Origin of the sequence: Sporosarcina pasteurii, assembly GCF_041295575.1 — a bacterium.
In the GTDB taxonomy this organism is placed as follows: Bacteria; Bacillota; Bacilli; order Bacillales_A; family Planococcaceae; genus Sporosarcina; species Sporosarcina pasteurii.
This window is the reverse complement of the sequence record NZ_CP160452.1, coordinates 951,581-974,602: the sequence shown is the minus strand read 5'-3', so window position 1 is coordinate 974,602 and position 23,022 is coordinate 951,581. Positions and strand designations below refer to the sequence as shown.

Below are 23,022 nucleotides of genomic sequence, written 5' to 3'. Positions count from 1 at the left end.
GGAAATTCGGCTTTTAATTTAATGTAATTTATAATTGGAACAATTATGTAGTTCCTGGAGATTCTGCCTTAGGCTTCTTTTTACCAAATATACTCTTATGCAAGTTATTCTGGTAAGCAACTGCCGCAAGTACTAGAATCACACCTAGAATTTGGATAGTTGACGGAATTTCACCGAATAGAAGAACGGCAATAATCGCAACAGTAGAAATTGGACTTAATAACAAGAGTCCTGCAACAATCGTAGGGTTCAAACGAACAGCACCATACTGAACGAACGTCCATGCAATCGCTTGACCTAATGATGCTAAAACAATCATCCAAAACCAGTTCATAGCTGTGATAGGATCACCAACTGTAGTTTCTGGATTCATTGGTAGCTGACCATTTACAAGTACACCGTGCGTAAGGTCGAATCCGCGACCAGAGATAAACAAGAAAATGATTGGTGCCACTAACTGAGCAAGTGATGCCCATGCCATAGGCTGTACGATTTGCCCTGCATTTACGCGAGACGCCTTACGGCTAGTGTATAGATAGATACCGTAACAAACACCGGAAATAGAACCAGCAATCGTCCCTAGCACGGCAATGTTCATACCGTAAACAGTAAGGGGTCCTCCCGCTGTTTCATCAGCGCTGTCGAAAATACCACCTGTCATAAGAACACCTAGTATCATGATTGGCGCAACAATAAAGAAACTCTTTGGAATTCTTTCCTTATCAAAAAGGAAAGCAAGTGCCGGTAAAATGATAATCTGTAAGTTTAATAGAATTGAAGCAATACCTGAACCAACATAATAGATGGAATAATTCCAAGCCGTGAAGTCAATTCCAAGAAACAGACCCGCGAACAAGGATAGAGTTACACCAGTTTTATTAAGTTTACCAATTTTCTTTACTTCCCTAATTGCAAATGGAAGTAAGAACAATAATCCAATACCTACGCGAAGAATAACAGACGTTGCAGGTTCAAAGTTCGATTGTTTTACCCAAGGGGCAGTAAATGCGAGAGCAATGATACCGATAATTAGAATTATGTACGCCTTGCTATTTGATCCATTCGTAGTAGCACTATTATTAGCCATAACTTTCACTCCAAGCCATAGAAATTCTATGTTATTTTTTTAAAAACTTAAGAGATTTTTCTGCTGGTTATGGAAACATAAAAAAAGAATTGTGTACGCCAATTTAACTTGTACGAATTCACGCCGTAACGAGCAAATTCATCCCAGGAACTGTCCAATTACTTTTTAAAAAACACTAAATTTAATCTAAGCATATCTGTCTAGCATTGATGCCATTTATGTAATAAAGGTTTAGCTCTTCTGCAGACAGAAGGAAATGGAAGGGGGATATAGTAAACACTCCCCTTCCGTTAAGACTTAAAAAATTCGTTTTCTCAGTAGATGAGGCAATTAAGAAGATGCCCCTGGCGTCTTATCGCCTTTTGATTTTTTCCCTAAGAGAACTTTGTGCAAATTATTCTGGTAGGCAACGGCCAACAGAATCAGAATAACACCAGCAATCTGGATAGTTGACGGAATCTCACCGAATAGAATAACGGCAATAACCGCAACAGTTGAGATAGGGCTAAGTAATAATAGTCCAGCTACAATTGTAGGGTCTAAACGAATAGCACCGTACTGAATGAACGTCCATGCAACAGCTTGTCCGATTGACGCTAGAACAATCATCCAGAACCAGTTCATGCCAGTAATCGGGTCACCTAATGCAGTTTCCGGATTATGTGGAAGCATACCATTTACTAATACTCCGTGCGTAAGATCGAAGCCACGACCTGAGAACATCATTACAATTAGTGGAGCAATTAGCTGAGTTAATCCAGCGAAAAACATTGGTTGAACGATTTGAATTCCATTTACACGGGATGCTTTACGGCTCGTATAAAGGTAAGCACCGTAACAAACTCCCGAAATAGATCCAGCAATCGTTCCAAGAACGGCAAGGTTCATACCCCATGCAGTCGTTGGTCCTTCAGTCGCTTCAGCACTGTCGAAAATACCACCTGTCATGAGTACACCAAGAATCATGATTGGCGCAACGATGAAGAAACTTTTTGGAATACGCTCTCTATCGAATAGGAAAGCAAGTGCCGGTAAAATGATGATTTGTAGGTTCAGTAAGATTGATGCAATCCCTGATCCTACGAAATAGATTGAATAATTCCAAGCTGTAAAGTCAATTCCAAGAAACAAACCTGCAACAAGAGATAAAATAACACCGGTTTTGTTTATTTTACCGATTTTTTTAATTTCTCTTATAAAGAAAGGTAGCAAGAACAACAATCCAAAACCAACACGAAGAACAACAGAAGTTGCTGGTTCAAAGTTCGATTGCTTTACCCAAGGTGCTGAAAACGCAACTGCCATAATACCAATGATTAGGATTAGATACGCCTTGCCATTTGATCCACCTTGTTGTGCTGTTTGAGCATTATTAGACATATTTTTCACTCCAAGTATTTTAAAATTGTATAAATAATATTAAATCTTAAATATATTGCAAAAGGTTGTTGTAAATACTATAGATTTGTATGCTCATCGTTTTGGTTAATAATCATATCCGAACATCTCCCCAGATGAACGTTATTTCAATGTGAATACTTTCACAATGAAACACGATAATTTCGAACTCGATTGAACGGCAAACTATAGTTACACAATTTTCCATAACTTCTATAAACAACCTATCCCACTCAAGGAGAATTAGGTATGTAGGCTTTCTTTTAGTGTGAAGTATCATGTTTTGCGCATAAAATCATTCACTAACTAGCTGTTCATATGCGCATAACAAATTTTACAATTATCGTTTGAAAGCCAATGCCTCTCCGTGGATAGAGTGTTGTTTATAATTTGTATTTTACAATAGGTGCACCATTATAAAATCTCATCTCATTGTAAGACAGTGACCGTCCCCAATGAGACTCGTTATTTTATAATGGACATTTTCATCAAGTTTATACGGATTAATTAATAAATTAATAAATCAATTAACCGATTGAAAGGAATAGTGAATGCGCAACAAATTGCTTACATAATCTTAAACGATATAGTTAGCAAATTCATCCCAAATACGATTCATTTCCTTCTTCAAGTCAACTAAGTCTGATGCTAACCATCTGACATTCACAGCTTTTCCTTCGAGCATTGAAGCACTGGCTTTTGAATGTGGAGATTCTTGAAGTCGTTCATTCAGCTCCCTAATATCGAATTCCTCAATTGTAGGGGTAACGAACCACATGGATCCGATGAATAAATGATCTTCAAGCATACCCATTTTTTTAAGACCCATGTTGTCCTTAGAAATAAGAAGTGGATCGTATATCAAACACTCGTCGTCCATCCAGACTTGAAAATTTGTTCTGACATCAGTGTATTCAAACACTTCACCGCGTGCAACACGTCCTGGGGATAGGATATCTCCCCATAAAAAAGTGGAATCACTTGTCATTTGAATAACAGTTTTACTGTTAAATCTTGCCTGCTCAAATGGAATAACGGCTTCCGTTTTAAAGGAAAGACTCGCCTTTGGACCGATAGTTATGTCCATGTCTTGCGAACTCCATATCCCATTATAAGAAGGGTAGATTTTTGTTGCAGATTGCGGAATGAGACATACATCCGCTCCCTCTTTGATATCGATATCAAAGACGTTGTGGTCTCCTTCAACGATTCCGCCTGATGTTTCCACCAGATATACCGTCGCTTCAGATCGATTAGCGGGATTAATATACAATGGTCGGCTAGCTCTTAGCGGAGGGTTTTGGTAACAATTTGATAATACCGTTTTGTTCCCTCGATATTGAAATTCCATTGATAAACGGCCGTCATGCTTTGGTCGTTTATTTAGACTCGCTTGCAGACTCATTGGTTTTCCCTTCTAATAACAAATCAGATTTGATCCATGCAATGATCTCATCTAGACCTTTTTTCGTTTTAATATTAGCAAATGTAAACGGTCTTCCGTTTCTTGCTTTGATTGTATCATTCTTCATTGTATCTAGGTCTACGCCGACGTATGGAGCAAGTTCAGTTTTATTTACCATCAGGAAATCAGAGCGAGTAACGCCTGGACCACCTTTTCTAGGAATGTCGCCGCCTTCGGAAACATCAATTACATAAATAAATGCATCGACCAATTCAGGACTAAATGTTGCCGATAAATTGTCGCCACCGCTCTCTAGAAGAATGATTTCAAGATCATCAAAACGATTTTTTAGTTCTTCAATCGCTTCAAAGTTCATTGACGCATCTTCACGAATTGCTGTGTGAGGACAACCTCCTGTTTCAACACCGATAATACGGTCTTTTTCAAGAATGTTCTCATTAATCAGAAAGTTCGCATCTTCACGCGTGTAAATATCGTTTGTAATAACTGCAATGCTATATTCTTCTTTAAGTGCTTCTGAAAGTGTTTTAACAAGCGTAGTTTTACCGGAACCAACAGGTCCGCCAATGCCAAGGTGTATTGTTTTCATAATCACAATCTCCTAGTATATTATTATGGTTGAAATAGTTATTTACGCCTATAGATATCTCAAAAACGTCAAACAATTGATTGCTTTTAGATTACCTTATATGCGTGACCTCTACAAAAACTGTATTTCCAAACGTCCAACCCTCGTAAAATTTGCCAGCGTTCGAAGCAAGGAAATACTTATCCATAAACCCTTTTTCACGTCAATTTGTTATGAAATAAATAAGCGTGAATGAAGGAATTCATGTTTCATTGATGCAATTTCAAGGCCAATTGAATTGTTATCAAGATGTTCCAAGTCTAAAGTCATCACACGACTTGTTGTTTCTTGAATGACAGGCAACAAGGAAAAGATCGTTTGCACTCCGCTATTTTGACCAAGCGGAATTGCACGAACACCGTTTTGAACAAGAGATGTTATTGATGAATATAGGAATGTTTCAAGCGATGTTCTCAGATCTACACCTAACATTGCGGTATAGATACCATATACAACAGGATAATGGCTCTTAATTTCTTTGTTTTTTAATTTTTCACACCAAATCGTAAATAACTCGCTATTATTTAGCGGTTGTACAGTTTGCAAGAACTGACGTCCCATCATCATGCTTCCCTTTCTTGTTTCTGGGGATAGCTTGATGGCATGACATATATTTTCCAATCGAATCAAGCCTTGCAAATCATTTTCTTTTGCAAGCCGATAAGCTTCTTGTGCGATAATTGCATCTGTTGAAGCTAGATTTTGACGGAGATACATATCACAGAACGCCTTCAAATCATCTTCATTACTAATATCACTTTCCTGAATATACGTTTCCATTCCGAAAGAATGTGCAAAACTTCCAGTTGGGAACGCCGTATCATGAATTTGAATTAGATGTAGGAGCCAAGGATTAGTGTTGGTGGCCTCTATATTTGAATGGTTCTTTGAACCTTCTCTCTGATTGTTCATAAGAAACCCCCACTTCATCAATCAATTTCTCAAGCGTTTTATCATAACGGACGAGTATTTCATCATCTTCAATAATACACATCGTGTGACGATTACCGATTTCAAATGCCATTTTCCCCATTTCTTGCATCGTCTGTGGTTTAATGACATAAACTTTTTCCAGCTTTGTTCGAATGGCAATCAGCGTATCATCACTTTCATACAATACGTCTCCATAACGAAGGGTACCGCTGTTTTCTAATTTAATCGCGATATCCGTACCGTTTTCAGTTTCTTTACGCAAGATTCTTTTGTTTAAGTCTTCCCATTCTACTTCAAGCCAGTCAACTTTTTTATCTGATGACTCATAATCGTCGATATGTCCGACTATTTTCGTAATTAGCAAGTCCCGATCCTCCTTTTCATTTGTGAATCGTTGCACAAACCAATTGTGCAACAATTCACATAGAAACATTCTATTTTAGAACAAGAAATATCTTTGGGCCATAGGTAGTTCTTTTACTGGTTCACATGTAAGTACTTCACCGTCAACCTTAACTTCGTATGTCTCCGGATTAATATCGATATCCGTTGTCACGTCATTCCATTTCATGTCTTTCTTCCCGATGTTACGGCAGTTTTTCACTGTACCGATACGGCGCTTCAAGCCAAGTTTAGCAGGTACACCTTGCTGAATTGAGCTCTTAGACATAAATGTGATGTTTGTATCATGAATTAGGTCTCCAACTGTACCGTACATACGACGTCCCATAACTGGTTGTGGCGTCGGAATGGATGCACTTGGGTCACCAATTTGTGCATAAGCGATGATACCGCCTTTAATTACACGATCTGCTTTTACGCCAAAGAACTTCGGCTCCCATAGAACTAGGTCAGCAAATTTACCTTCTTCGATTGAACCTACTTCATGAGCGATACCTTGTGCAATCGCAGGGTTAATTGTGTATTTCGATACATAACGCTTAGCACGGAAGTTATCTGAACCGTTCTTTTCCTCAGCTAATGGACCGCGTTGTTTTTTCATTTTATCAGCAGTTTGCCATGTTCTGAGTACCATTTCTCCAGCACGTCCCATTGCAAGCGCATCTGTTGACATCATACTGATAATACCTAGGTCATGTAGAATGTCTTCTGCAGCGATTGTTTCAGGACGAATTCTTGAGTCTGCAAATGCAACGTCCTCAGGAATGTTTTGCTTTAAGTGGTGACAAACCATAAGCATATCAAGGTGCTCATCGATTGTATTTACCGTAAATGGTCTTGTCGGGTTCGTTGATGAAGGCAATACGTTTGGATGACCAGCCATTGCCATAATGTCAGGAGCGTGACCGCCACCTGCACCTTCAACGTGGAATGAGTGAATTACACGGCCGTTAATTGCACGAAGTGTATCTTCAAGGAATCCTGCTTCGTTCAATGTATCGGAGTGAATCGCAACTTGAACGTCAGCTTCGTCAGCCACTGTCAAGCTACGGTCGATGGATGCTGGTGTTGCACCCCAGTCTTCGTGAATTTTCAGACCAGCTGCACCTGCATCGATTTGTTCCATAATTGGAGCGATAGAAGAACCATGTCCTTTTCCTAGGATACCAACGTTGATTGGAAGTCCTTCTGTAGACTTAAGCATCTTCTCGATATTCCATGGTCCAGGTGTAACTGTTGTTGCTTTAGAACCTTCTGCTGGTCCAGTACCGCCACCGAATAAAGTTGTGATTCCGTTAGCTAGTGCTACATCAACTTGATCTGGGTTGATGAAGTGAACGTGTGTGTCAATTCCACCAGCTGTTACAATCTTACCTTCTGCAGCAATAACTTCTGTAGCTGTACCAACAATCATGTTTGGCGTAACGCCATCCATAATGTCTGGGTTACCGCCTTTACCGATACCTACGATGTAGCCATCTTTTACACCGATGTCTGCCTTGTAAATTCCTGTATAGTCAAGGATAAGTGCATTTGTAAGAAGAAGGTCAAGAACATTTTCAGTACGAGTGTATGTACCGTTTTCTCCCATACCTTCACGTAATACTTTACCGCCACCGAAGTTCGCTTCATCTCCGTAGGTAGTATAATCTTTCTCTACTTCAATCCAAAGATCCGTATCCGCGAGGCGAACTTGGTCACCAACAGTTGGACCGTAACTTTCAGCATACTGCTGTCTATTGATTTTCACTTATCATTCAACTCCTTTATAGCCTAATTCTTTTGCTCTCTGAAGAATTAACTCTTTATTATCAACAGAGCCGTTTGTTAGGTCTGAAATACCAAATACTTCACGATTTCCACCGAGTTCAGTTAATTCAACTTCCATCTCTTCACCTGGCTCAAAACGAGCTGCAGTACCTGATGGAATGTTCAATCTTCTACCGATACCTTCTGCACGGTCAAATAAAAGTTCTTTATTCACTTCAACAAAGTGAATGTGTGAGCCGACTTGGATTGGACGGTCTCCAGTATTAGATACGCGAATCGTTGTTTTCTCACGACCAGCGTTAATTTCGATTTCGCCTTCGGCTACTCGGTATTCACCGGGTACGATATAATTATTATTACTCACTTTTGCTTCCCTCCTATTATCAATGCCTTCTTAAATTCTTGTGATATTTATTTAAGAAATTGGATTGTGAACAGTTACGAGTTTAGTTCCATCCGGGAAAGTAGCCTCTGCTTGAATATCATCAATCATTTCTGGTACACCTTCCATAACATCGTCCCTCGTAAGAACGTGTTTTCCTTCTTCCATTAGCATCGCTACCGTCTTTCCGTCACGCGCACCCTCCATAATGAAACTTGTGATGATCGCAACTGCTTCCGGATAGTTCAACTTAAGACCTCTTGCTTTACGCTTAAGAGCTAATTCGCTCGCTAGAAAAATTTGTAATTTTTCTTTCTCTGCTGGATTTAAATGCAATGTTTTTTCCTCCTTTACACTTAACTCGAATGATGTCGTAAAAAGTCGAATGTCATCATTCCAAAACTGATTGTACTACATAAGTTTCATTTCATGCAATGATTTGCTTTTGACTTCACTATTTTGTCAAACTGTGCCCTTTTCACGCTGATAAACGACTAATTTCCACTCATCATTATTCTGTCAGAAACCTCTCTACCACCGTGTTTTAAACACGATTTAGATTTTTACATTTTCTGTCTCCTACGCTAAGAAGGCTTCGTTTTTTTCGCGGCACTTGCTACCCATCACCTTCCTTTTATTTCTCCTAACTTCTAAAGCGCTTTGAACATACCTTCCCCAAACCACCTTAAATCAAACCTATTTTCAATAAAATTAAGCGAGACTTTTTTAGTACGATGATCAATTTGAAAATAGGTAATCGTATATATCAAATTAAGGAATAGACGTTCCGAAATTCAGGCTAATTCACGATTTTTGACGGAATGATTTAAATTTAGGTTGCTATACTCATTATGGTTGCTTTATCAAAATTAGCCATAATGATAACAAATAAATTAAAATCACTTTATCGTCAGGCTAGAGAGTAATCATACGGATAACCATTTTGACATCATACATGATCAGTAAAATGGTTATTGGCGATTTAGATAGCATCCGAATTCATTTAATGAACTAGAAGCCAAACGAATGCACGATAGATTCATAAACATGAAAATGGGATCTTTTCTTGTCTAGTGGATTTGGTAAACTAAACACTATAGAAAAGACCCGGCGAATATATGTATAACATAAATCTAAATTCTTTAAAAGGATTCCACTAAAAAATGTTCAAAACAAAATTCTTCCGAATACTTTCACTAGACTGCCTTTCGAAAATTCCTAAACACACTCCATTAAAAACCTTAGAAAGTGAGTGATATTTATGATTTATAACCGAATTACAAAGGAAGTTTACGGGTTTGAAAAACCTGTAAAAAGAGAGCGCAAAGGTGTGAAGACCTAGTTTCGCTTCCGCATTTTGACTATAAACTGAACAAACTACACGAAAAAGTTTAGGCGTCACCTTCTATATAAACTTAATTGCATAGATTTCTTGCTAAATCAGTTTATTTATTATGCCCAAAAACTAAAAAAACATCAAGATTTTTGCCATAATCGGCTAAAACCTTGATGCCTCTCCATCTACACTGTTACAAAACAAGTGTTGCCTCATTTTTATGTATAAAATATGCGATTTTACACGCACTACCAACCTTGATTAACAAAAAAGATGAAGCCCGTACATATATACGAATGATTATTATGCTATCGGTGGAGTTCCTTCAGCGTTTGATACAATTGCATCGATTTGGATTAACGCATCTCCAGGTAAAGCAGATACGCCAACTGTACTTCGTGCAGGAATACCGCCAGGGAAGAATGTTGTGTAAATTTCGTCTACAGCATCAATATCTAGGATGTTTTTAACGAAGATATTTACTTTAACAACATCGGTCATAACGTGTTCGATACTTTCTATAATTGACTTAATATTTTTTAAGCACTGTCTAGCCTGCTCCTGTATATCACCAGCTACCATTTCTCCAGTTTTTGGATCAATCGGTAATTGAGCTGAAATGTGATTATAATGAGAAAACGCTACAGTCTGAGTAGATAGCGGACACTTAGGTGCATTTTTAGTATTGTTCGCCTCTATGATAATTCCATGCCTATCTTCAATAGCTTGCGGAGGTGTACCATCTCCGTGTGACACTACCGCTTCAATTTGTACCAAAGCATCTATAGGTAAAGCTAAAACTTCAACTGTTGTTCGTGCCGGGAAATAGGCTACGGCTCTCGCGATCGCCGAGTCCGGGAAAAATGTTGTGTACACTTCGTTTACAGCTTCAATATCCGAGAGGTTCTTAAGGTGAATATTAATTTTAACAATATCGTCAAAAGGAACGTCGATACTTTCTAAAATTGCCTTAATATTTTTTAAACACTGTCCTGTCTGTTCTTTTACACCACCAACTACCAATCTACCTGTCTTCGGATCAATCGGTAATTGAGCTGAAAGATTATTGTAATGAGAGAAAGACACAGTTTGTGTAGACAAGAGACTTGTTGGTGCATTTTCTGTGTTATTTGTCAGCTTGATAAGGTCGCCTGCTTGCGGTGCGTCCGGAATTGTACCTTCACCATTTGAAACAAGTGCTTCAATTTGCACTAAAGCATCCATTGGTAACGCTGCAACTGCGACTATCGTCCGTGCAGGAACATAAGTTGGGAAAAATGTTTTATAAACTTCGTCTACCTCATCGACATCTTTAATATCTTTAACAAATACAGTGATTTTAACAACATCGCTCATAACATGATCGATGCCATTTACAATCGCCTTAATATTCTTAAAACACTGATCAGCTTGCTCTTTTATGCCGCCACCTACCAATTTACCAGTTTCAGGTTCGATAGGTAATTGAGCTGATACATGATTGTAATGAGAGTAAGCCACAGTTTGTGAATATGAACCGATACTGTTTGGAGCATTTTCCGTATTTCTTGCTAATACTGCGTTATATTCGCACATGAATAGTAATCCCCTTTTAGATAAATAATTTAATAGATATTTTTATTAACTAAAGTTTCGCACCGAAAACCTGACTAACCATAGTTCCGTGATTGCATAGACTAAAAGCGGATGACTGTGCTCAGAACAGATACGCCCCTATCCGACGCCAAAATCATTAAAAATTATGGCATCGACTGAAGCTTGAAGATTATCTTCAACTCAACCATGTCGCTGCTTTACCTTGCAAAAGAGTTCCATCGCAATAGTTACATGCGCGCATTACCCATACACTCCATCAGCTTTCACGGCACTTGTTGATGGAGGTGGTAAGGCCACCTAATTTAGATTTATCAGATTTCCGCGGATTTACACCAGCAACCATGCACCGAGGTTAGTGTTGGATTTATTAACCGCATTGGCTCAATCTTTGGCACGCTTCATGCATGTAACTTCTCGAGTGGATACTCTGAATGCTATTATAGCAGTCTTTCTTAAAATTGCTCATATTAAGCTCCTTCAATAGCCCCACATATCTTCTTCGGAATAATCCCCAGTGTTTTCATTCGTTTTCATTCGCCATTAACATTATGATACCCGTCGTTTTTTCATTTATTTTCGATCCACTGTCCTGCATGTCAGTCGATGGAGGATTCGTTGAATGAATAGCAAAAGATTTCATAATTAAAGTAAATCTATTTTCACGACCGCCGATATTCTCCATTAATTTTTCAAATAGAAAAACTTTCGTGCAAGAGCTGAACAGATGGAAGATATAATACAGAAGATTATTTGGAATAAGTATGCTTATCATTGATTAAAATGAACTCAACCTCCCTAAGTTCCTACCTAGTTAATTATAATAAATTAGAAAAAAAGCCTATGAACATAATGTTCATAGGCTTTCGGTTAGCGTCCCAGAAGGGATTCGAACCCCTGACCCACAGCTTAGAAGGCTGTTGCTCTATCCAGCTGAGCTACTGGGACACGTTTATGTATCGCGTTCGTCATTTCGAATTAACTTCAATGACCTCAACGACAAATACTATTATACGATAATCATCTAGAGGATGTCAACACTTTTTTTATAAAAAATAAAAATGTTTTTTAGAATCATTTTTTGACTATAAAAAGCGCCTGTCTTTGCAGTAACTTCTGCCATCTATTTGATAACCATGAATAACTATAACATCTTTTCATCAAAATGGAAACAAAATGTAGCAATAAATTTAATTTCTTTGTATTTCAATTCATCTAAACAATCGAACACGCACCTGGAAGCTCTTTTTATTATATGATTTTAATTTCACGATGAGCGCTAGTCTTCCTAAAAACTCACTTCTACCATGTTGTATTTAGAAGGATTCCCCACTTCTATGGTTAATCCCTCACACACCTTCTTCTCACCGCTAGAACAGAACAAGCATACAAACCAGATTAGTAATAAGGTCTAATCAACAAATAAACTAACACTCCAGAAAGACTAACGTACAACCAAATTGGCATCGTCCAACGAGATAACTTCTTATGAAACGCATATTTCCGATTCCAAGCACTCGTCACACTCGTTAACATTAAAGGAATATTTGCGATGGCAAAAACAATATGGGTAACGAGTATGAAATAATAAAATATCTTCATAAATCCGTCTCCGCCAAAGGATGTTGCTGAAGCGATAAAGTGAAAGATTACGTATATGATTAAAAATAATAATGTTGAAAACAGCGCCGCATAAACAAATCGTTGATGTACTTTAATATTCCCTTTTAATATCGCAACCAATGCTGCAAGTAGAAAGATAAATGAACTTGCGTTAAGGATTGCATTCATTAAAGGTAAAATTGTCACATCGAAAGCATCGAAATCTTTAACACCGGGCATCCTCAGTAAAATGATGATAGCACTGATTAAAACAATCGTTAAAATAATGATGGCAGGTTTATAATTACGGGGTTTAAAATTTTCTTCAGTTATCGAATTCATATAACTTACCTCTATTTCTTATAATCATCTTTATTTAATTTTAACATATTTGAACACAACCCAACAAAACAATTCTGACAGTTTAATGAAGTATCATTAACTTTGTGACTGATTCGAAAACATTAGAATACTACTTGAATTGCTTTACATGCTCCCGCACTTTTAGCAAGACAACAGCTTAACACCTCGGAATAATTTAGTTAATTCCGCAAACACTATGTCCGCATTACCAGAAACAATACTAATGAGTCGACCTTTTAATAGAATCGCAATTGTAATATTGTGTATATCATCCGAAATGATTTCGACCGATAACTCGGCGCTCACCTTCTTGACCTCCCTAACATTTACTCTTAATAATTTATGTATAAATCAAGTAATTGAGCACCATACGTTAGTTAGGCTTTATACCGTTATATTTACTTATAAAAAAGGCCCTTCCCCGAAAAGTCGGGTTTGGACCTAATTTTTGTTATCACGATTACACTATGACACGACATCTTACTTTATGCTTTTTAGAATTCTACCGAATCCACAATTTCATGATTTAAATCCTTAAATGTCACAACTACTTTCTCGCCCAACTCGATTACCGCATAAGTGGCAGGATTTCCGCCTCTCGGAAGCATTGTACTGCCCGGATTGACAAATAAAATGCCGTCCTTCATCTCTGCACCATATATATGTGAATGTCCAAATAAGGCGATGTCTACTGCTTTCTCTTTCGCGCTATAATACATCCCCATCATGGAACCTTTCACATCATGACGGTGACCATGTACCATAAAAATTTTCTTTCCGCCTATCGTCGTTGTTACTTCATCTGGATATTCATCGTCTATATCACAGTTTCCAGCCACTTTGTACATAGATTGAAATACCGGATCATGATAGGCTATTTCGCTATCACCGCAGTGAAAGTAGGCATCCGCTTGTTGTGTCGCTACTTTTTCTATCGTTGTTTTATCTCCATGTGAATCACTCAGTACAATTATCTTCAATTTGTTCTCCTACCTTTTGAATCATTGTCGAAAGTTCAGCTTGCAGTTTTTTTAATGCCGCACCTCGATGAGATATCTTGCTCTTTTCCTCTGCAGTTAATTCAGCCATCGTTCGGTCTTTTGATGGCACATAAAAAACCGGGTCGTAGCCGAAGCCGTTTGTTCCTTTTCGTTCTTCGGTAATGAGCCCTTCACAACTTCCCGAGAACACTGTTGTTTCCATCTTCGGACCCGCGACAGCTAATACACATCGAAAGCGCGCAGTACGTTTATCACTTGGGACACCGCGGAGCTCCTCTAACGCTTTATCAATATTCTTTTCATCATCACATTCAATCCCGGCATAACGTGCTGAATAAACGCCAGGTGCGCCGTTTAGGGCATCTATTTCGAGCCCACTATCGTCAGCAATTACCGTTTTTCCAAGTAAGTTCGCAACAGTTTCAGCTTTTAAAATGGCATTTTCTTCAAAGGTCGCCCCTGTTTCCTCTACATCAATCGTTTTTTCAACATCCTGTAACGTTAACACATTGATGCCAAGCGGATGAAATAACGCTTCAAAATCTTTGCGCTTTCCTTTATTATTCGTCGCAATTAATACCTCTTTCACCCTTCTTCGCCTACCTCTTTACCGATACGCTCTGCAATGGATCCAAGCGCTTCTTTTTGGTGTAAAAATAATTGTTCGATGCCTGCCTCCGCAAGTGAAACGAGGCCATTCATTTCATCACGTGTAAACGTCGCCTCTTCCCCTGTACCTTGCAATTCTACAAAGGCACCTTGGCCAGTCATGACGACGTTCATATCAACAGCCGCAGCGGAGTCTTCAATATAGTTCAAGTCAAGTACAAGTTTATCTTCTTCAATTACACCTACACTCGTCGCAGCTAAGAAGTCTGTGATCGGAAACTTTTTCAAATCATGTTGCTGTACCATCTTGTCTGCAGCCATCGCCATCGCAACGAAAGCCCCAGTAATGGAGGCAGTACGTGTTCCCCCATCCGCTTGGATAACATCGCAGTCCACCCAAATCGTACGCTCACCGAGAGCTTCCAAGTCAGTTACCGCACGTAAGGCTCGTCCAATCAATCGTTGAATCTCCATCGTACGGCCGCCAAGCTTTCCTCTCGTCGCTTCACGCTGCGTACGCTGCCCCGTAGCACGTGGCAGCATCGAGTACTCAGCTGTCACCCATCCTTTCCCGCTTCCTCTTAAAAAAGGCGGGACACGGTCTTCAATCGTTGCCGTACAAATGACTTTCGTATTTCCAACTGAAATGAGTACAGAACCTTCTGGGTGAATTAAGTACTCTGTTTCAATCTTGACAGGTCTCAATTCATTTCCCAATCGGTTATCATGTCTTGTCATATAAATTCCTCCATTATTTTGATTTCCTTTTCGTTAGGGAAACTTTTAATTAAAAATGACTGGTAATATTTCTATAACGAACAACTACTATTCATTACACACTTTGTTCTATAGGGTACTACTTTATCATACAGTCTTTTACGAAAGCAAAAAACCGGCCGCCCACTAGTAGGCGTACCGGATTTTACGGTAAAGTAATCGTCCTGACATCAGGACTTTCTAACCGAAGCCAATCTGTCACGATTGACTTGAAATTTTCTCGAGGGCCTGTCGTATAAAATAAAACATTTCCTTCGGTAAACTTCTCACTTTTTATTCCTTTTTCGTCTAATTCTTTTTCGACGTCTCTAACGGTCTCCACTGCAGATGAAATAATTTGTACATGTTCTGGGAGACAACTTTTAATATGCCCTTCTAAAAGGGGATAATGCGTACACCCTAAAATTGCTACATCGAAATCTTTCTCCGCTAAATTTTGCAACGTTCGATCTATAGTAAACCTTGCATTTTCTGATTTGTATTGACCACTTTCAACAATCGGGACAAAATCAGGACAAGCAAGTGGATAAACGACCGCGTCAGGTAATTGACGTACGATTTCATCACTGTACGCACCACTTTTGATTGTACGAGTCGTGCCGAGCACTGCTATTTGTTTTGTCGTTGAATTTGTCACAGCTGCACGAGCGCCAGGAACTACGACGCCAATGACAGGAAAACTAAACAGTTGACGAATCGTATCTAACGCGACTGCAGTTGCTGTATTGCAGGCAATAACAAGCATTTTAATGTCCATCTCCGAAAGCCTTTCAACCATTTCAAGCGTAAACTTTCGAACCTCTTCAACTGAACGTGAACCATATGGACAGCGTTTGTCGTCCCCTAAATAAATAATCGATTCATTTGGCAAGATGTTTAGCATTTCTTTGACTACAGTAAGCCCTCCGACTCCCGAGTCAATAACTCCGATTGGTTTAACCATTATGAATCCCTCAATCCTCTTTCCAATCTTTCTTCATCTCTTGATGAAGTTTTGACAGCAATTGAGAGAGTTGTTGAACTTCTGCCTCGTCGAAATCGGACAACACCGAATTTAAATAATGGCGCCGCTTATCGATTACTTCTTCAATAACACGCTCTCCTTCTGCAAGGAGTTGAATTCTTACAACACGTCGATCTTTATTGTCGCGTACCCGCTTCACCAAATGATTATTCTCCATTCTGTCAACTAAATCTGTCGTTGTACTGAATGCGAGGAACATTTTATTAGATAAATCACCAATTGTCATATCCCCGTGTTCAAATAACCATTGCAGCGCAACGAATTGAGGAGGTGTGATGGTATAATTTTTTAAGATTTTTCGTCCATTATGTTTGATAATCGCAGCAACGTATCTTAACTCTTTTTCCATGCGTGCCACTTCTTTTTCATCATGATTTGCCGATGCTATCCGTTCCGTCAAGTTAACCAACTCCCTGAAAACCGATTACTGTAACTCTATTCTCTCTTTTTTTGCTCCTGAAGGCAACAAATTTCATCGCAAATGTAATTCTTCAAGCCGCAATAACTCAATTATTGCTTGCGCTCTACCTGAAACTCCAAGCTTTTGAATTGTATTTGAAATGTGATTTCGAACAGTTTTTTCACTGATACCTAGTTGACTTGCAATTTCTTTTGTTGTCTGGTCTTCAATAAGCAAGTTAAAAATTTCACGCTCTCTCCCCGTCAGCAACGATCGATGTTTCGGTCCATCTTTCAAGACACGCCCCTCCTATCCACTTTCACCTTAAAATATGTGAAAGCTTCACAGGTCGTGACGGCTTTCCCCTATTCAATTATCAAAAAGCAATCTCTCTTCTCTAGACCACGGGAAACCTTTACCGCTTCTCTTATCAATTTGAACCATTGTACTTCTTCCTGTAAAAACAACTTCCCCATTGTCATTTTTCCCAAGATAGTGAATATCGATAGAAGATGTACCGATTGTATCGACTTTAACATAAATAGCAAGATTTTCATCATATTGAATTGGCTTTACATAATCACATTGTATGTCAGCTACGACAGGAACGATCGTTGCTTCGGAATTCATCCAACTATCCATCAACCCGATCACCTTAAAATATTCAATTCTCGCATACTCTAAATAAGAGATGATTACTGCATTATTGACAATTCCATACATATCGACATCTGAAAATCGTACTGTTAATGGGATTGCATAGGTAAATTCTGAGGACCATATGTCAAAATCATTAATATAAGATGCTTTCATTTCTCAACCCTTCTTCCCTATCAGTTTAGTGAATACTCATTCATTATACTACAATGCCAGATTATTCTATATACCTTCAGGGAAAACAGAGATTTAAAAAAACTAAAAAAATCCTACCCCAACATTACGTTGAGATAGGATTTTATTTATTATTAATCTACCATATGGTCGCTTCCGAAGAAGTCTTTGAACATTTGGATAGACGTTGCACGGTTAAGTGCTGCGATTGATGTCGTCAGTGGAATCCCTTTTGGACAGGCAACTACACAGTTTTGTGAGTTCCCACACTCAGCAATCCCGCCATCCGTCATTAACGTACGTAGTCTTTCGTCTTTGTTCATTGCACCTGTTGGGTGTGTGTTAAACAGACGTACTTGCGATAAAATTGCTGGACCAACAAAGTCTGTTTTGTCGTTAACGTTTGGACATGCTTCCAAGCATACACCGCACGTCATACATTTTGACAATTCGTATGCCCATTGACGTTTACGCTCTGGCATTCGTGGTCCTTCACCTAAAGAGTATGTACCATCGATTGGTACCCATGCTTTAACTTTCTTCAATGAATCAAACATTACGTTACGGTCAACGACTAAGTCACGAACAACCGGGAACGTAGCCATTGGTTCTAGTTTAATTGGCTGTGTTAATTGGTCAATAAGCGCCGTACACGATTGACGTGGACGTCCGTTAATGACCATTGAACATGCACCACAAACTTCTTCAAGACATGACATTTCCCAAGTTACAGGTGACGTCTTTTTGCCAGCTGCGTTGACAGGGTTACGTTGGATTTCCATTAGTGCAGAAATTACGTTCATATTTGGTCTGTATTCTAATTCGAACTCTTCCCAATACGGAGTTGAGTTCGCTGTATCTTGACGACGAATTTCAAATTTAATTGTTTTTTGTGCTGTAGCAGTTTGCTCGCTCATTTACGTTAATCTCCTTTCTTTGTGGAGTAATCGCGTTTACGTGGCGGGATGAGTGACACATCGATGTCTTCGTAATGGAAAATCGGTGCAGATTGCCCGTCAAATTTCGCCATCGTCGTTTTCATAAAGTTCTCGTCATCACGCTCAGGGAAGTCTGGCTTGTAATGCGCCCCACGACTCTCGTCACGTTGAAGTGCACCGATTGTAATGACTCTCGCTAAGTACAACATATTTTTCAACTGACGTGTAAACGTTGCGCCTTGGTTAGACCATTGTTGCGTGTCCGTCATATTAATATTTTCATATCTTTCTAGAAGCTCTTGAATCTTTGCATCAGTTTGTTTTAGCTTATCATTGTAACGAACAACAGTTACGTTGTTTGTCATCCACTCACCAAGTTCTTTGTGGAGTAAGTAAGCGTTTTCCGTTCCGTCCATCTTAAGCGTCGCATCCCATTTCGCTTGCTCTTCTTTGACCGCGGAATCGAACACAGATGAAGAAATGTCTTCTGCTGTTTTCTTCAAGCCTTTCATATATTCAACAGCTTTCGGTCCTGCCACCATTCCGCCGTAAACAGCAGATAATAAGGAGTTAGCACCTAAACGGTTTGCACCGTGCTGTGAATAATCAACTTCACCCGCGGCAAATAAACCTGGGATATTTGTGTGCTGGTCGTAATCAACCCATAGACCACCCATTGAATAGTGAACCGCCGGGAAGATTTTCATCGGTACTTTACGTGGATCGTCACCCATGAACTTTTCATAGATTTCGATAATTCCACCTAGCTTAATATCAAGTTCTTTCGGGTCTTTATGAGAGAGGTCTAAGTAAACCATGTTCTCACCGTTAATGCCTAGCTTTTGGTTGACACACACATCAAAGATTTCACGTGTTGCAATATCACGTGGAACTAGGTTACCGTAATCTGGATACTTCTCTTCTAGGAAGTACCAAGGTTTCCCGTCTTTGTATGTCCATACTCGTCCACCTTCACCACGTGCTGACTCACTCATGAGACGTAGTTTATCATCTCCAGGAATCGCTGTTGGGTGAATTTGGATGAACTCCCCATTTGCATAATAAGCACCTTGTTGGTAAACGATAGACGCCGCTGAACCTGTGTTAATCACAGAGTTCGTGGATTTCCCGAAAATAATTCCAGGGCCACCTGTAGCCATAATGACTGCATCACCTTTAAAGGATTCGATTTCCATCGTGTACATATTTTGCGCTTTAATTCCACGACAAATTCCTTCGTCGTCAAGAATTGCACCTAGGAACTCCCAATGCTCGTACTTTTGTACAAGACCTTCTACTTCATAACGACGCACTTGCTCGTCTAGCGCGTATAGAAGTTGTTGTCCAGTTGTCGCACCAGCAAATGCAGTACGGTGATGAAGCGTTCCACCGAAACGTCTAAAATCTAGTAAGCCTTCTGGCGTACGGTTAAACATAACGCCCATACGATCAAATAAGTGAATAATTTCTGGAGCTGCTTCTGTCATTGCTTTTACTGGAGGTTGGTTCGCTAAAAAGTCTCCACCGTATACAGTATCGTCGAAATGGATCGCAGGCGAGTCGCCTTCCCCTTTCGTGTTTACCGCACCGTTAATACCGCCTTGGGCACATACGGAGTGGGAACGTTTAACCGGGACAATTGAGAACAGGTCAACCGGTACACCTTCCTCTGCTGCTTTGATGACCGCCATCAGTCCTGCGAGACCGCCGCCGACAACAATCATTCTGCTTTTTGTCATGAATGTTTCACTCCTCAAAAATTTAAGTAGACTAATAAATTCATAGTTTATACATCAATTAAGTAAATGCAAATAATGCTTGAACACCAATGATTGAAAGGATTACGAATGCTGCCATCGTGATATACGTAACGATTTGCTGTGAACGTGGTGACTGTGCAATTCCCCAAGTCACAAGAACACCCCATACTCCGTTAAACAAGTGGAACGCAGCTGCAACTACACCCGCAATATAAAATACAAGCATGAACGGATTCGCTAAAATATCCGCCATCATGTCGTAGTTCACTTCTGCTCCTAAAGCCTTTTGAATTCTTGTTTCCCAGATGTGCCATGCGATAAAGATTACTAGGAATACCCCTGTAATTCTTTGTAACATAAACATCCAGTTACGGAACGTACCGTAGCGCTTAACATTATTCTTTGCCGTGAAAGCTATGTATACACCATAAAACGCGTGGAACATTAATGGGATATAAATAATAAACCATTCTAAAAATAGAACGAATGGCAAATTCCCCATAAAGTCTGAAGCTTGATTGAATGCTTCTGGTCCTCGTGTCGCAAAATGGTTAATGACTAAGTGTTGAACTAGAAAAAGTCCAACTGGAATAATCCCTAGCAAAGAATGAAGGCGGCGCACAAAAAAATCAGATTCTCTCGTCAATTCTTTTACCCTCCCTTATTACTGAAGAAATCGGTTTCATAGTTCGTCATTGAAAAAACCTGAAGAAATATTGACCGAATCCCTCTTCATGGTACAATGTTATAGCATATACTATTGTACTCGTACGTTTTAAAGAGGTCAAGGTGCTGAATTGTTTAATAACACAAAAAAGTTAGTAGTTTACCATAATTCGACTATTTAAATTGCGGATTTCTTTAAAATTTACGATCTATTTATACGCTATTTTTAAAAACATTGTACAACCTCTTTATTTGAAAAATTAAAAGTCGATAACCATTCTACTGTGAAATTGATCATTAACCTCATAATGGAATGACAGATAGGACAATTTAGAAAGGTGCAATAAAACGTGGAGAATCATACATACGGGGAACCGACCCAATTCGGTTATGAATTAATACGAGACCATGTATTGCCAAGTATTCTTGGTAAACATGAAGGCGATATTCTTTACTGGGCCGGTAAAGAAATTGCTCGTAAGTTTCCAGTTTTCAGCATGGAAGAAATCCCTTCTTTTTTCCTTGAAGCTGGTTGGGGACAGCTTCAACTTGAAAAAAAGTCAAAAAAAGAAGCCTTTTACAAATTAATTAGCCCTGGTGAAAATCTAAAAGTAAGCGAGCGAAACTTCCAATTAGAAGCGGGATTTCTTGCAGAGCAATACCAAAAACTGAATGGCGTGCTTACAGAGTGTTATGCGGCCCCTGAGCGTAATGAACAATCAATTACTTTCCATATTGCGTGGGATAAAAAAGAAACCGTTTAAATTCCCCATATTAAAAATCGTTGAAAAAGGTGATATTTTGTACCTTTTTCAACGATTTATTTAATTACCCTACATGCCCAAGTTCAAATGTTTTATGTAACACGGCGACTGCCTCTTTCATATACATACTAGGAATAACGACTGAGACTTTAATTTCAGATGTGCTGACCATCTTAATGGGAATTGACGCATCGCGTAATGCATCAAACATGTGCGCCGCCACGCCAGGATTCGAAACCATTCCACTGCCTACGATAGAGACTTTAGCCAGTCCCACTTCGAAATCTGCTCGTTTATAGCCAAGTTCTTCTTTATTCATCTCTAGCACGTTCATCGCTTTTGCAAAGTCTTCATTTTTAATTGAAAATGAAACAGACGGTTGTTCTCCATCCATGATTGTTTGAACAATTATGTCTACGTTTACTTGCTGTTCAGCGAGCACAGTAAATATATTCGCAAGCGAACCATTGTAAGGGGTGTCGTACATAATTGTAATGCGTACGATGTCTTCTTCAAAAGCAACTCCACGTACGATAAGATTATTTTCCATTTCAATTTCCTCCTTAATCATCGTGCCTTCGCCGTTTATATGAGCTGGTCTTACACGAAGCGGCATTTGATGATTTTTAGCAAACTCAATTGCACGCGGGTGAAGTACGCCCGCACCTAAATTTGCCAATTCAAGCATTTCATCATAAGAGATTTCATTTAATTTTGCTGCCTCTTCTATCATTCTCGGATCTGTCGTAAAAACCCCTTCAACGTCCGTATAAATATCGCATGCGGAGGCATTAATTGCAATCGCAACCGCAACTGCACTCGTGTCCGAGCCACCCCGGCCAAGCGTCGTGACTTCAGCATCGTGATCAATACCTTGAAAACCTGCGATGACCGCCACCGCGCCTGATTCTAGTGTATCTACTACTCTTTTCGAATCGACGTCTTCAATGCGTGCGTTGCTGTGGATTGATTCCGTTCTAATGCCTGCTTGCCACCCGGTAAATGATTTCGATGGGATCCCTTTCGCGGAAATTGCCATTGCCAGTAAGGAAGCAGTCACTTGTTCACCCGTTGCAAGCAACATATCCAATTCACGTTTTTCCGCATCAGGATGAATATCTGCTGCAAGCGCTAGTAATTTATCTGTCGTTTTTCCCATTGCAGACACAACAACAGCCACTTGTTTCCCTGTATTTACTTCATCAATAATTAAAGAAGCTGCCCTTTCAATTCTTTCTTCATTGGCAACCGATGTTCCACCAAACTTCATTACAATCTTCTCCAAAATCTCCACCCACTTTCCCCTGAAACGCAAAAACAGCCCTCATTTAA

At 39.3% G+C, this 23,022-nt stretch carries 24 protein-coding genes and 1 tRNA gene; 1 reads left to right on the top strand and 24 read right to left on the bottom strand.

Translation table 11 applies throughout. The features are described from left to right. Positions 1 to 43 precede the first annotated feature (43 nt). The 23 genes from AB1H92_RS04435 to AB1H92_RS04325 form a co-directional block, all read right to left on the bottom strand. Entirely contained in the window at positions 44 to 1,087 is a 1,044-nt protein-coding gene (locus tag AB1H92_RS04435; RefSeq protein ID WP_115362079.1) for a DMT family transporter, read from the bottom strand. Between the two features lie 330 nt (positions 1,088 to 1,417). Next, entirely contained in the window at positions 1,418 to 2,467 is a 1,050-nt protein-coding gene (locus tag AB1H92_RS04430; RefSeq protein ID WP_115362081.1) for a DMT family transporter, read from the bottom strand. Between the two features lie 595 nt (positions 2,468 to 3,062). Continuing rightward, the gene (locus AB1H92_RS04425) at positions 3,063 to 3,890 is read right to left on the bottom strand and encodes an urease accessory protein UreD (protein ID WP_115362083.1); all 828 of its coding nucleotides are present in this window, start codon (positions 3,888 to 3,890) and stop codon (positions 3,063 to 3,065) included. Next, positions 3,865 to 4,500, bottom strand: a complete 636-nt coding sequence (gene ureG / locus AB1H92_RS04420; RefSeq protein ID WP_115362085.1) for an urease accessory protein UreG — start codon at positions 4,498 to 4,500, stop codon at positions 3,865 to 3,867. The genes AB1H92_RS04425 and ureG overlap by 26 nt, the downstream gene beginning before the upstream one ends. A 210-nt stretch (positions 4,501 to 4,710) precedes the next feature. Further along, a complete protein-coding gene (locus AB1H92_RS04415) occupies positions 4,711 to 5,451 on the bottom strand; it encodes an urease accessory protein UreF (protein ID WP_243835700.1) in 741 nt (246 codons plus the stop codon). After that, positions 5,393 to 5,836 carry an urease accessory protein UreE gene (locus AB1H92_RS04410; protein ID WP_115362088.1) on the bottom strand — a complete coding sequence of 148 codons (444 nt, stop codon included), beginning with the start codon at positions 5,834 to 5,836 and terminating at the stop codon, positions 5,393 to 5,395. Before AB1H92_RS04410 ends, AB1H92_RS04415 begins: the two co-directional genes overlap by 59 nt. A gap of 75 nt (positions 5,837 to 5,911) precedes the next feature. Next, positions 5,912 to 7,624: an urease subunit alpha gene (ureC, locus tag AB1H92_RS04405; protein ID WP_115362090.1), complete on the bottom strand. Its 1,713-nt coding sequence runs from the start codon at positions 7,622 to 7,624 to the stop codon at positions 5,912 to 5,914. Positions 7,625 to 7,627: 3 nt separating this feature from the next. Then, positions 7,628 to 7,990 carry an urease subunit beta gene (locus AB1H92_RS04400; protein ID WP_115364121.1) on the bottom strand — a complete coding sequence of 121 codons (363 nt, stop codon included), beginning with the start codon at positions 7,988 to 7,990 and terminating at the stop codon, positions 7,628 to 7,630. A 69-nt stretch (positions 7,991 to 8,059) separates the two neighbouring features. Next, complete coding sequence (ureA, locus tag AB1H92_RS04395; RefSeq protein ID WP_115362093.1) at positions 8,060 to 8,362, bottom strand: urease subunit gamma; 303 nt, start codon at positions 8,360 to 8,362, stop codon at positions 8,060 to 8,062. 1,303 nt (positions 8,363 to 9,665) lie between these two features. After that, entirely contained in the window at positions 9,666 to 10,937 is a 1,272-nt protein-coding gene (locus AB1H92_RS04390; protein WP_115362095.1) for a RidA family protein, read from the bottom strand. Between the two features lie 892 nt (positions 10,938 to 11,829). Beyond that, positions 11,830 to 11,903 (bottom strand) — tRNA-Arg (locus tag AB1H92_RS04385). A 450-nt stretch (positions 11,904 to 12,353) separates the two neighbouring features. Further along, on the bottom strand, positions 12,354 to 12,899 hold the full coding sequence (locus AB1H92_RS04380; protein WP_115362099.1) for a DUF420 domain-containing protein: 546 nt from the start codon (positions 12,897 to 12,899) through the stop codon (positions 12,354 to 12,356). Positions 12,900 to 13,061: 162 nt separating this feature from the next. Continuing rightward, entirely contained in the window at positions 13,062 to 13,226 is a 165-nt protein-coding gene (locus tag AB1H92_RS04375) for a hypothetical protein (RefSeq protein ID WP_166739471.1), read from the bottom strand. A gap of 188 nt (positions 13,227 to 13,414) precedes the next feature. Beyond that, complete coding sequence (locus tag AB1H92_RS04370) at positions 13,415 to 13,900, bottom strand: metallophosphoesterase (protein ID WP_115362101.1); 486 nt, start codon at positions 13,898 to 13,900, stop codon at positions 13,415 to 13,417. Further along, complete coding sequence (locus AB1H92_RS04365; protein ID WP_115362103.1) at positions 13,878 to 14,510, bottom strand: XTP/dITP diphosphatase; 633 nt, start codon at positions 14,508 to 14,510, stop codon at positions 13,878 to 13,880. Before AB1H92_RS04365 ends, AB1H92_RS04370 begins: the two co-directional genes overlap by 23 nt. Beyond that, complete coding sequence (gene rph, locus AB1H92_RS04360) at positions 14,507 to 15,268, bottom strand: ribonuclease PH (RefSeq protein WP_115362105.1); 762 nt, start codon at positions 15,266 to 15,268, stop codon at positions 14,507 to 14,509. Before rph ends, AB1H92_RS04365 begins: the two co-directional genes overlap by 4 nt. A 184-nt stretch (positions 15,269 to 15,452) precedes the next feature. Continuing rightward, positions 15,453 to 16,250: a glutamate racemase gene (gene racE, locus AB1H92_RS04355; RefSeq protein WP_115362107.1), complete on the bottom strand. Its 798-nt coding sequence runs from the start codon at positions 16,248 to 16,250 to the stop codon at positions 15,453 to 15,455. Positions 16,251 to 16,260: 10 nt separating this feature from the next. Next, complete coding sequence (locus AB1H92_RS04350) at positions 16,261 to 16,680, bottom strand: MarR family winged helix-turn-helix transcriptional regulator (protein WP_115364122.1); 420 nt, start codon at positions 16,678 to 16,680, stop codon at positions 16,261 to 16,263. A 123-nt stretch (positions 16,681 to 16,803) separates the two neighbouring features. Then, positions 16,804 to 17,028 (bottom strand): helix-turn-helix transcriptional regulator, encoded by a 225-nt coding sequence (locus AB1H92_RS04345; RefSeq protein ID WP_115362109.1) that lies wholly within the window; start codon positions 17,026 to 17,028, stop codon positions 16,804 to 16,806. 72 nt (positions 17,029 to 17,100) lie between these two features. Then, positions 17,101 to 17,544, bottom strand: a complete 444-nt coding sequence (locus AB1H92_RS04340; RefSeq protein ID WP_115362111.1) for a thioesterase family protein — start codon at positions 17,542 to 17,544, stop codon at positions 17,101 to 17,103. Between the two features lie 152 nt (positions 17,545 to 17,696). Next, the gene (gene sdhB / locus AB1H92_RS04335) at positions 17,697 to 18,479 is read right to left on the bottom strand and encodes a succinate dehydrogenase iron-sulfur subunit (RefSeq protein WP_115362113.1); all 783 of its coding nucleotides are present in this window, start codon (positions 18,477 to 18,479) and stop codon (positions 17,697 to 17,699) included. A 5-nt stretch (positions 18,480 to 18,484) separates the two neighbouring features. Beyond that, positions 18,485 to 20,239, bottom strand: coding sequence for a succinate dehydrogenase flavoprotein subunit (sdhA, locus tag AB1H92_RS04330; RefSeq protein ID WP_115362115.1), 1,755 nt, complete (start codon positions 20,237 to 20,239; stop codon positions 18,485 to 18,487). Positions 20,240 to 20,297: 58 nt separating this feature from the next. After that, positions 20,298 to 20,906: a succinate dehydrogenase cytochrome b558 subunit gene (locus tag AB1H92_RS04325; RefSeq protein WP_115362117.1), complete on the bottom strand. Its 609-nt coding sequence runs from the start codon at positions 20,904 to 20,906 to the stop codon at positions 20,298 to 20,300. 370 nt (positions 20,907 to 21,276) lie between these two features. Between AB1H92_RS04325 and AB1H92_RS04320 the strand changes: the two genes are divergently transcribed. Next, positions 21,277 to 21,690 (top strand): YslB family protein, encoded by a 414-nt coding sequence (locus AB1H92_RS04320; RefSeq protein ID WP_115362119.1) that lies wholly within the window; start codon positions 21,277 to 21,279, stop codon positions 21,688 to 21,690. A 64-nt stretch (positions 21,691 to 21,754) separates the two neighbouring features. Here the strand turns inward: AB1H92_RS04320 and AB1H92_RS04315 are convergent, their stop codons facing one another. After that, positions 21,755 to 22,975 carry an aspartate kinase gene (locus AB1H92_RS04315; RefSeq protein ID WP_115364123.1) on the bottom strand — a complete coding sequence of 407 codons (1,221 nt, stop codon included), beginning with the start codon at positions 22,973 to 22,975 and terminating at the stop codon, positions 21,755 to 21,757. Positions 22,976 to 23,022: the final 47 nt, after the last annotated feature.

Coding starts and splice junctions, on each gene's coding strand:
- sdhB (WP_115362113.1), bottom strand. CDS start 18,479: ATGAGCGAGCAAACTGCTACAGCACAAAAAACAATTAAATTTGAAATT.
- racE (WP_115362107.1), bottom strand. CDS start 16,250: ATGGTTAAACCAATCGGAGTTATTGACTCGGGAGTCGGAGGGCTTACT.
- ureG (WP_115362085.1), bottom strand. CDS start 4,500: ATGAAAACAATACACCTTGGCATTGGCGGACCTGTTGGTTCCGGTAAA.
- sdhA (WP_115362115.1), bottom strand. CDS start 20,239: ATGACAAAAAGCAGAATGATTGTTGTCGGCGGCGGTCTCGCAGGACTG.
- AB1H92_RS04435 (WP_115362079.1), bottom strand. CDS start 1,087: ATGGCTAATAATAGTGCTACTACGAATGGATCAAATAGCAAGGCGTAC.
- AB1H92_RS04340 (WP_115362111.1), bottom strand. CDS start 17,544: ATGAAAGCATCTTATATTAATGATTTTGACATATGGTCCTCAGAATTT.
- AB1H92_RS04425 (WP_115362083.1), bottom strand. CDS start 3,890: ATGAGTCTGCAAGCGAGTCTAAATAAACGACCAAAGCATGACGGCCGT.
- AB1H92_RS04350 (WP_115364122.1), bottom strand. CDS start 16,680: ATGGAAAAAGAGTTAAGATACGTTGCTGCGATTATCAAACATAATGGA.
- AB1H92_RS04415 (WP_243835700.1), bottom strand. CDS start 5,451: ATGAACAATCAGAGAGAAGGTTCAAAGAACCATTCAAATATAGAGGCC.
- rph (WP_115362105.1), bottom strand. CDS start 15,268: ATGACAAGACATGATAACCGATTGGGAAATGAATTGAGACCTGTCAAG.
- AB1H92_RS04390 (WP_115362095.1), bottom strand. CDS start 10,937: ATGTGCGAATATAACGCAGTATTAGCAAGAAATACGGAAAATGCTCCA.
- AB1H92_RS04380 (WP_115362099.1), bottom strand. CDS start 12,899: ATGAATTCGATAACTGAAGAAAATTTTAAACCCCGTAATTATAAACCT.
- AB1H92_RS04430 (WP_115362081.1), bottom strand. CDS start 2,467: ATGTCTAATAATGCTCAAACAGCACAACAAGGTGGATCAAATGGCAAG.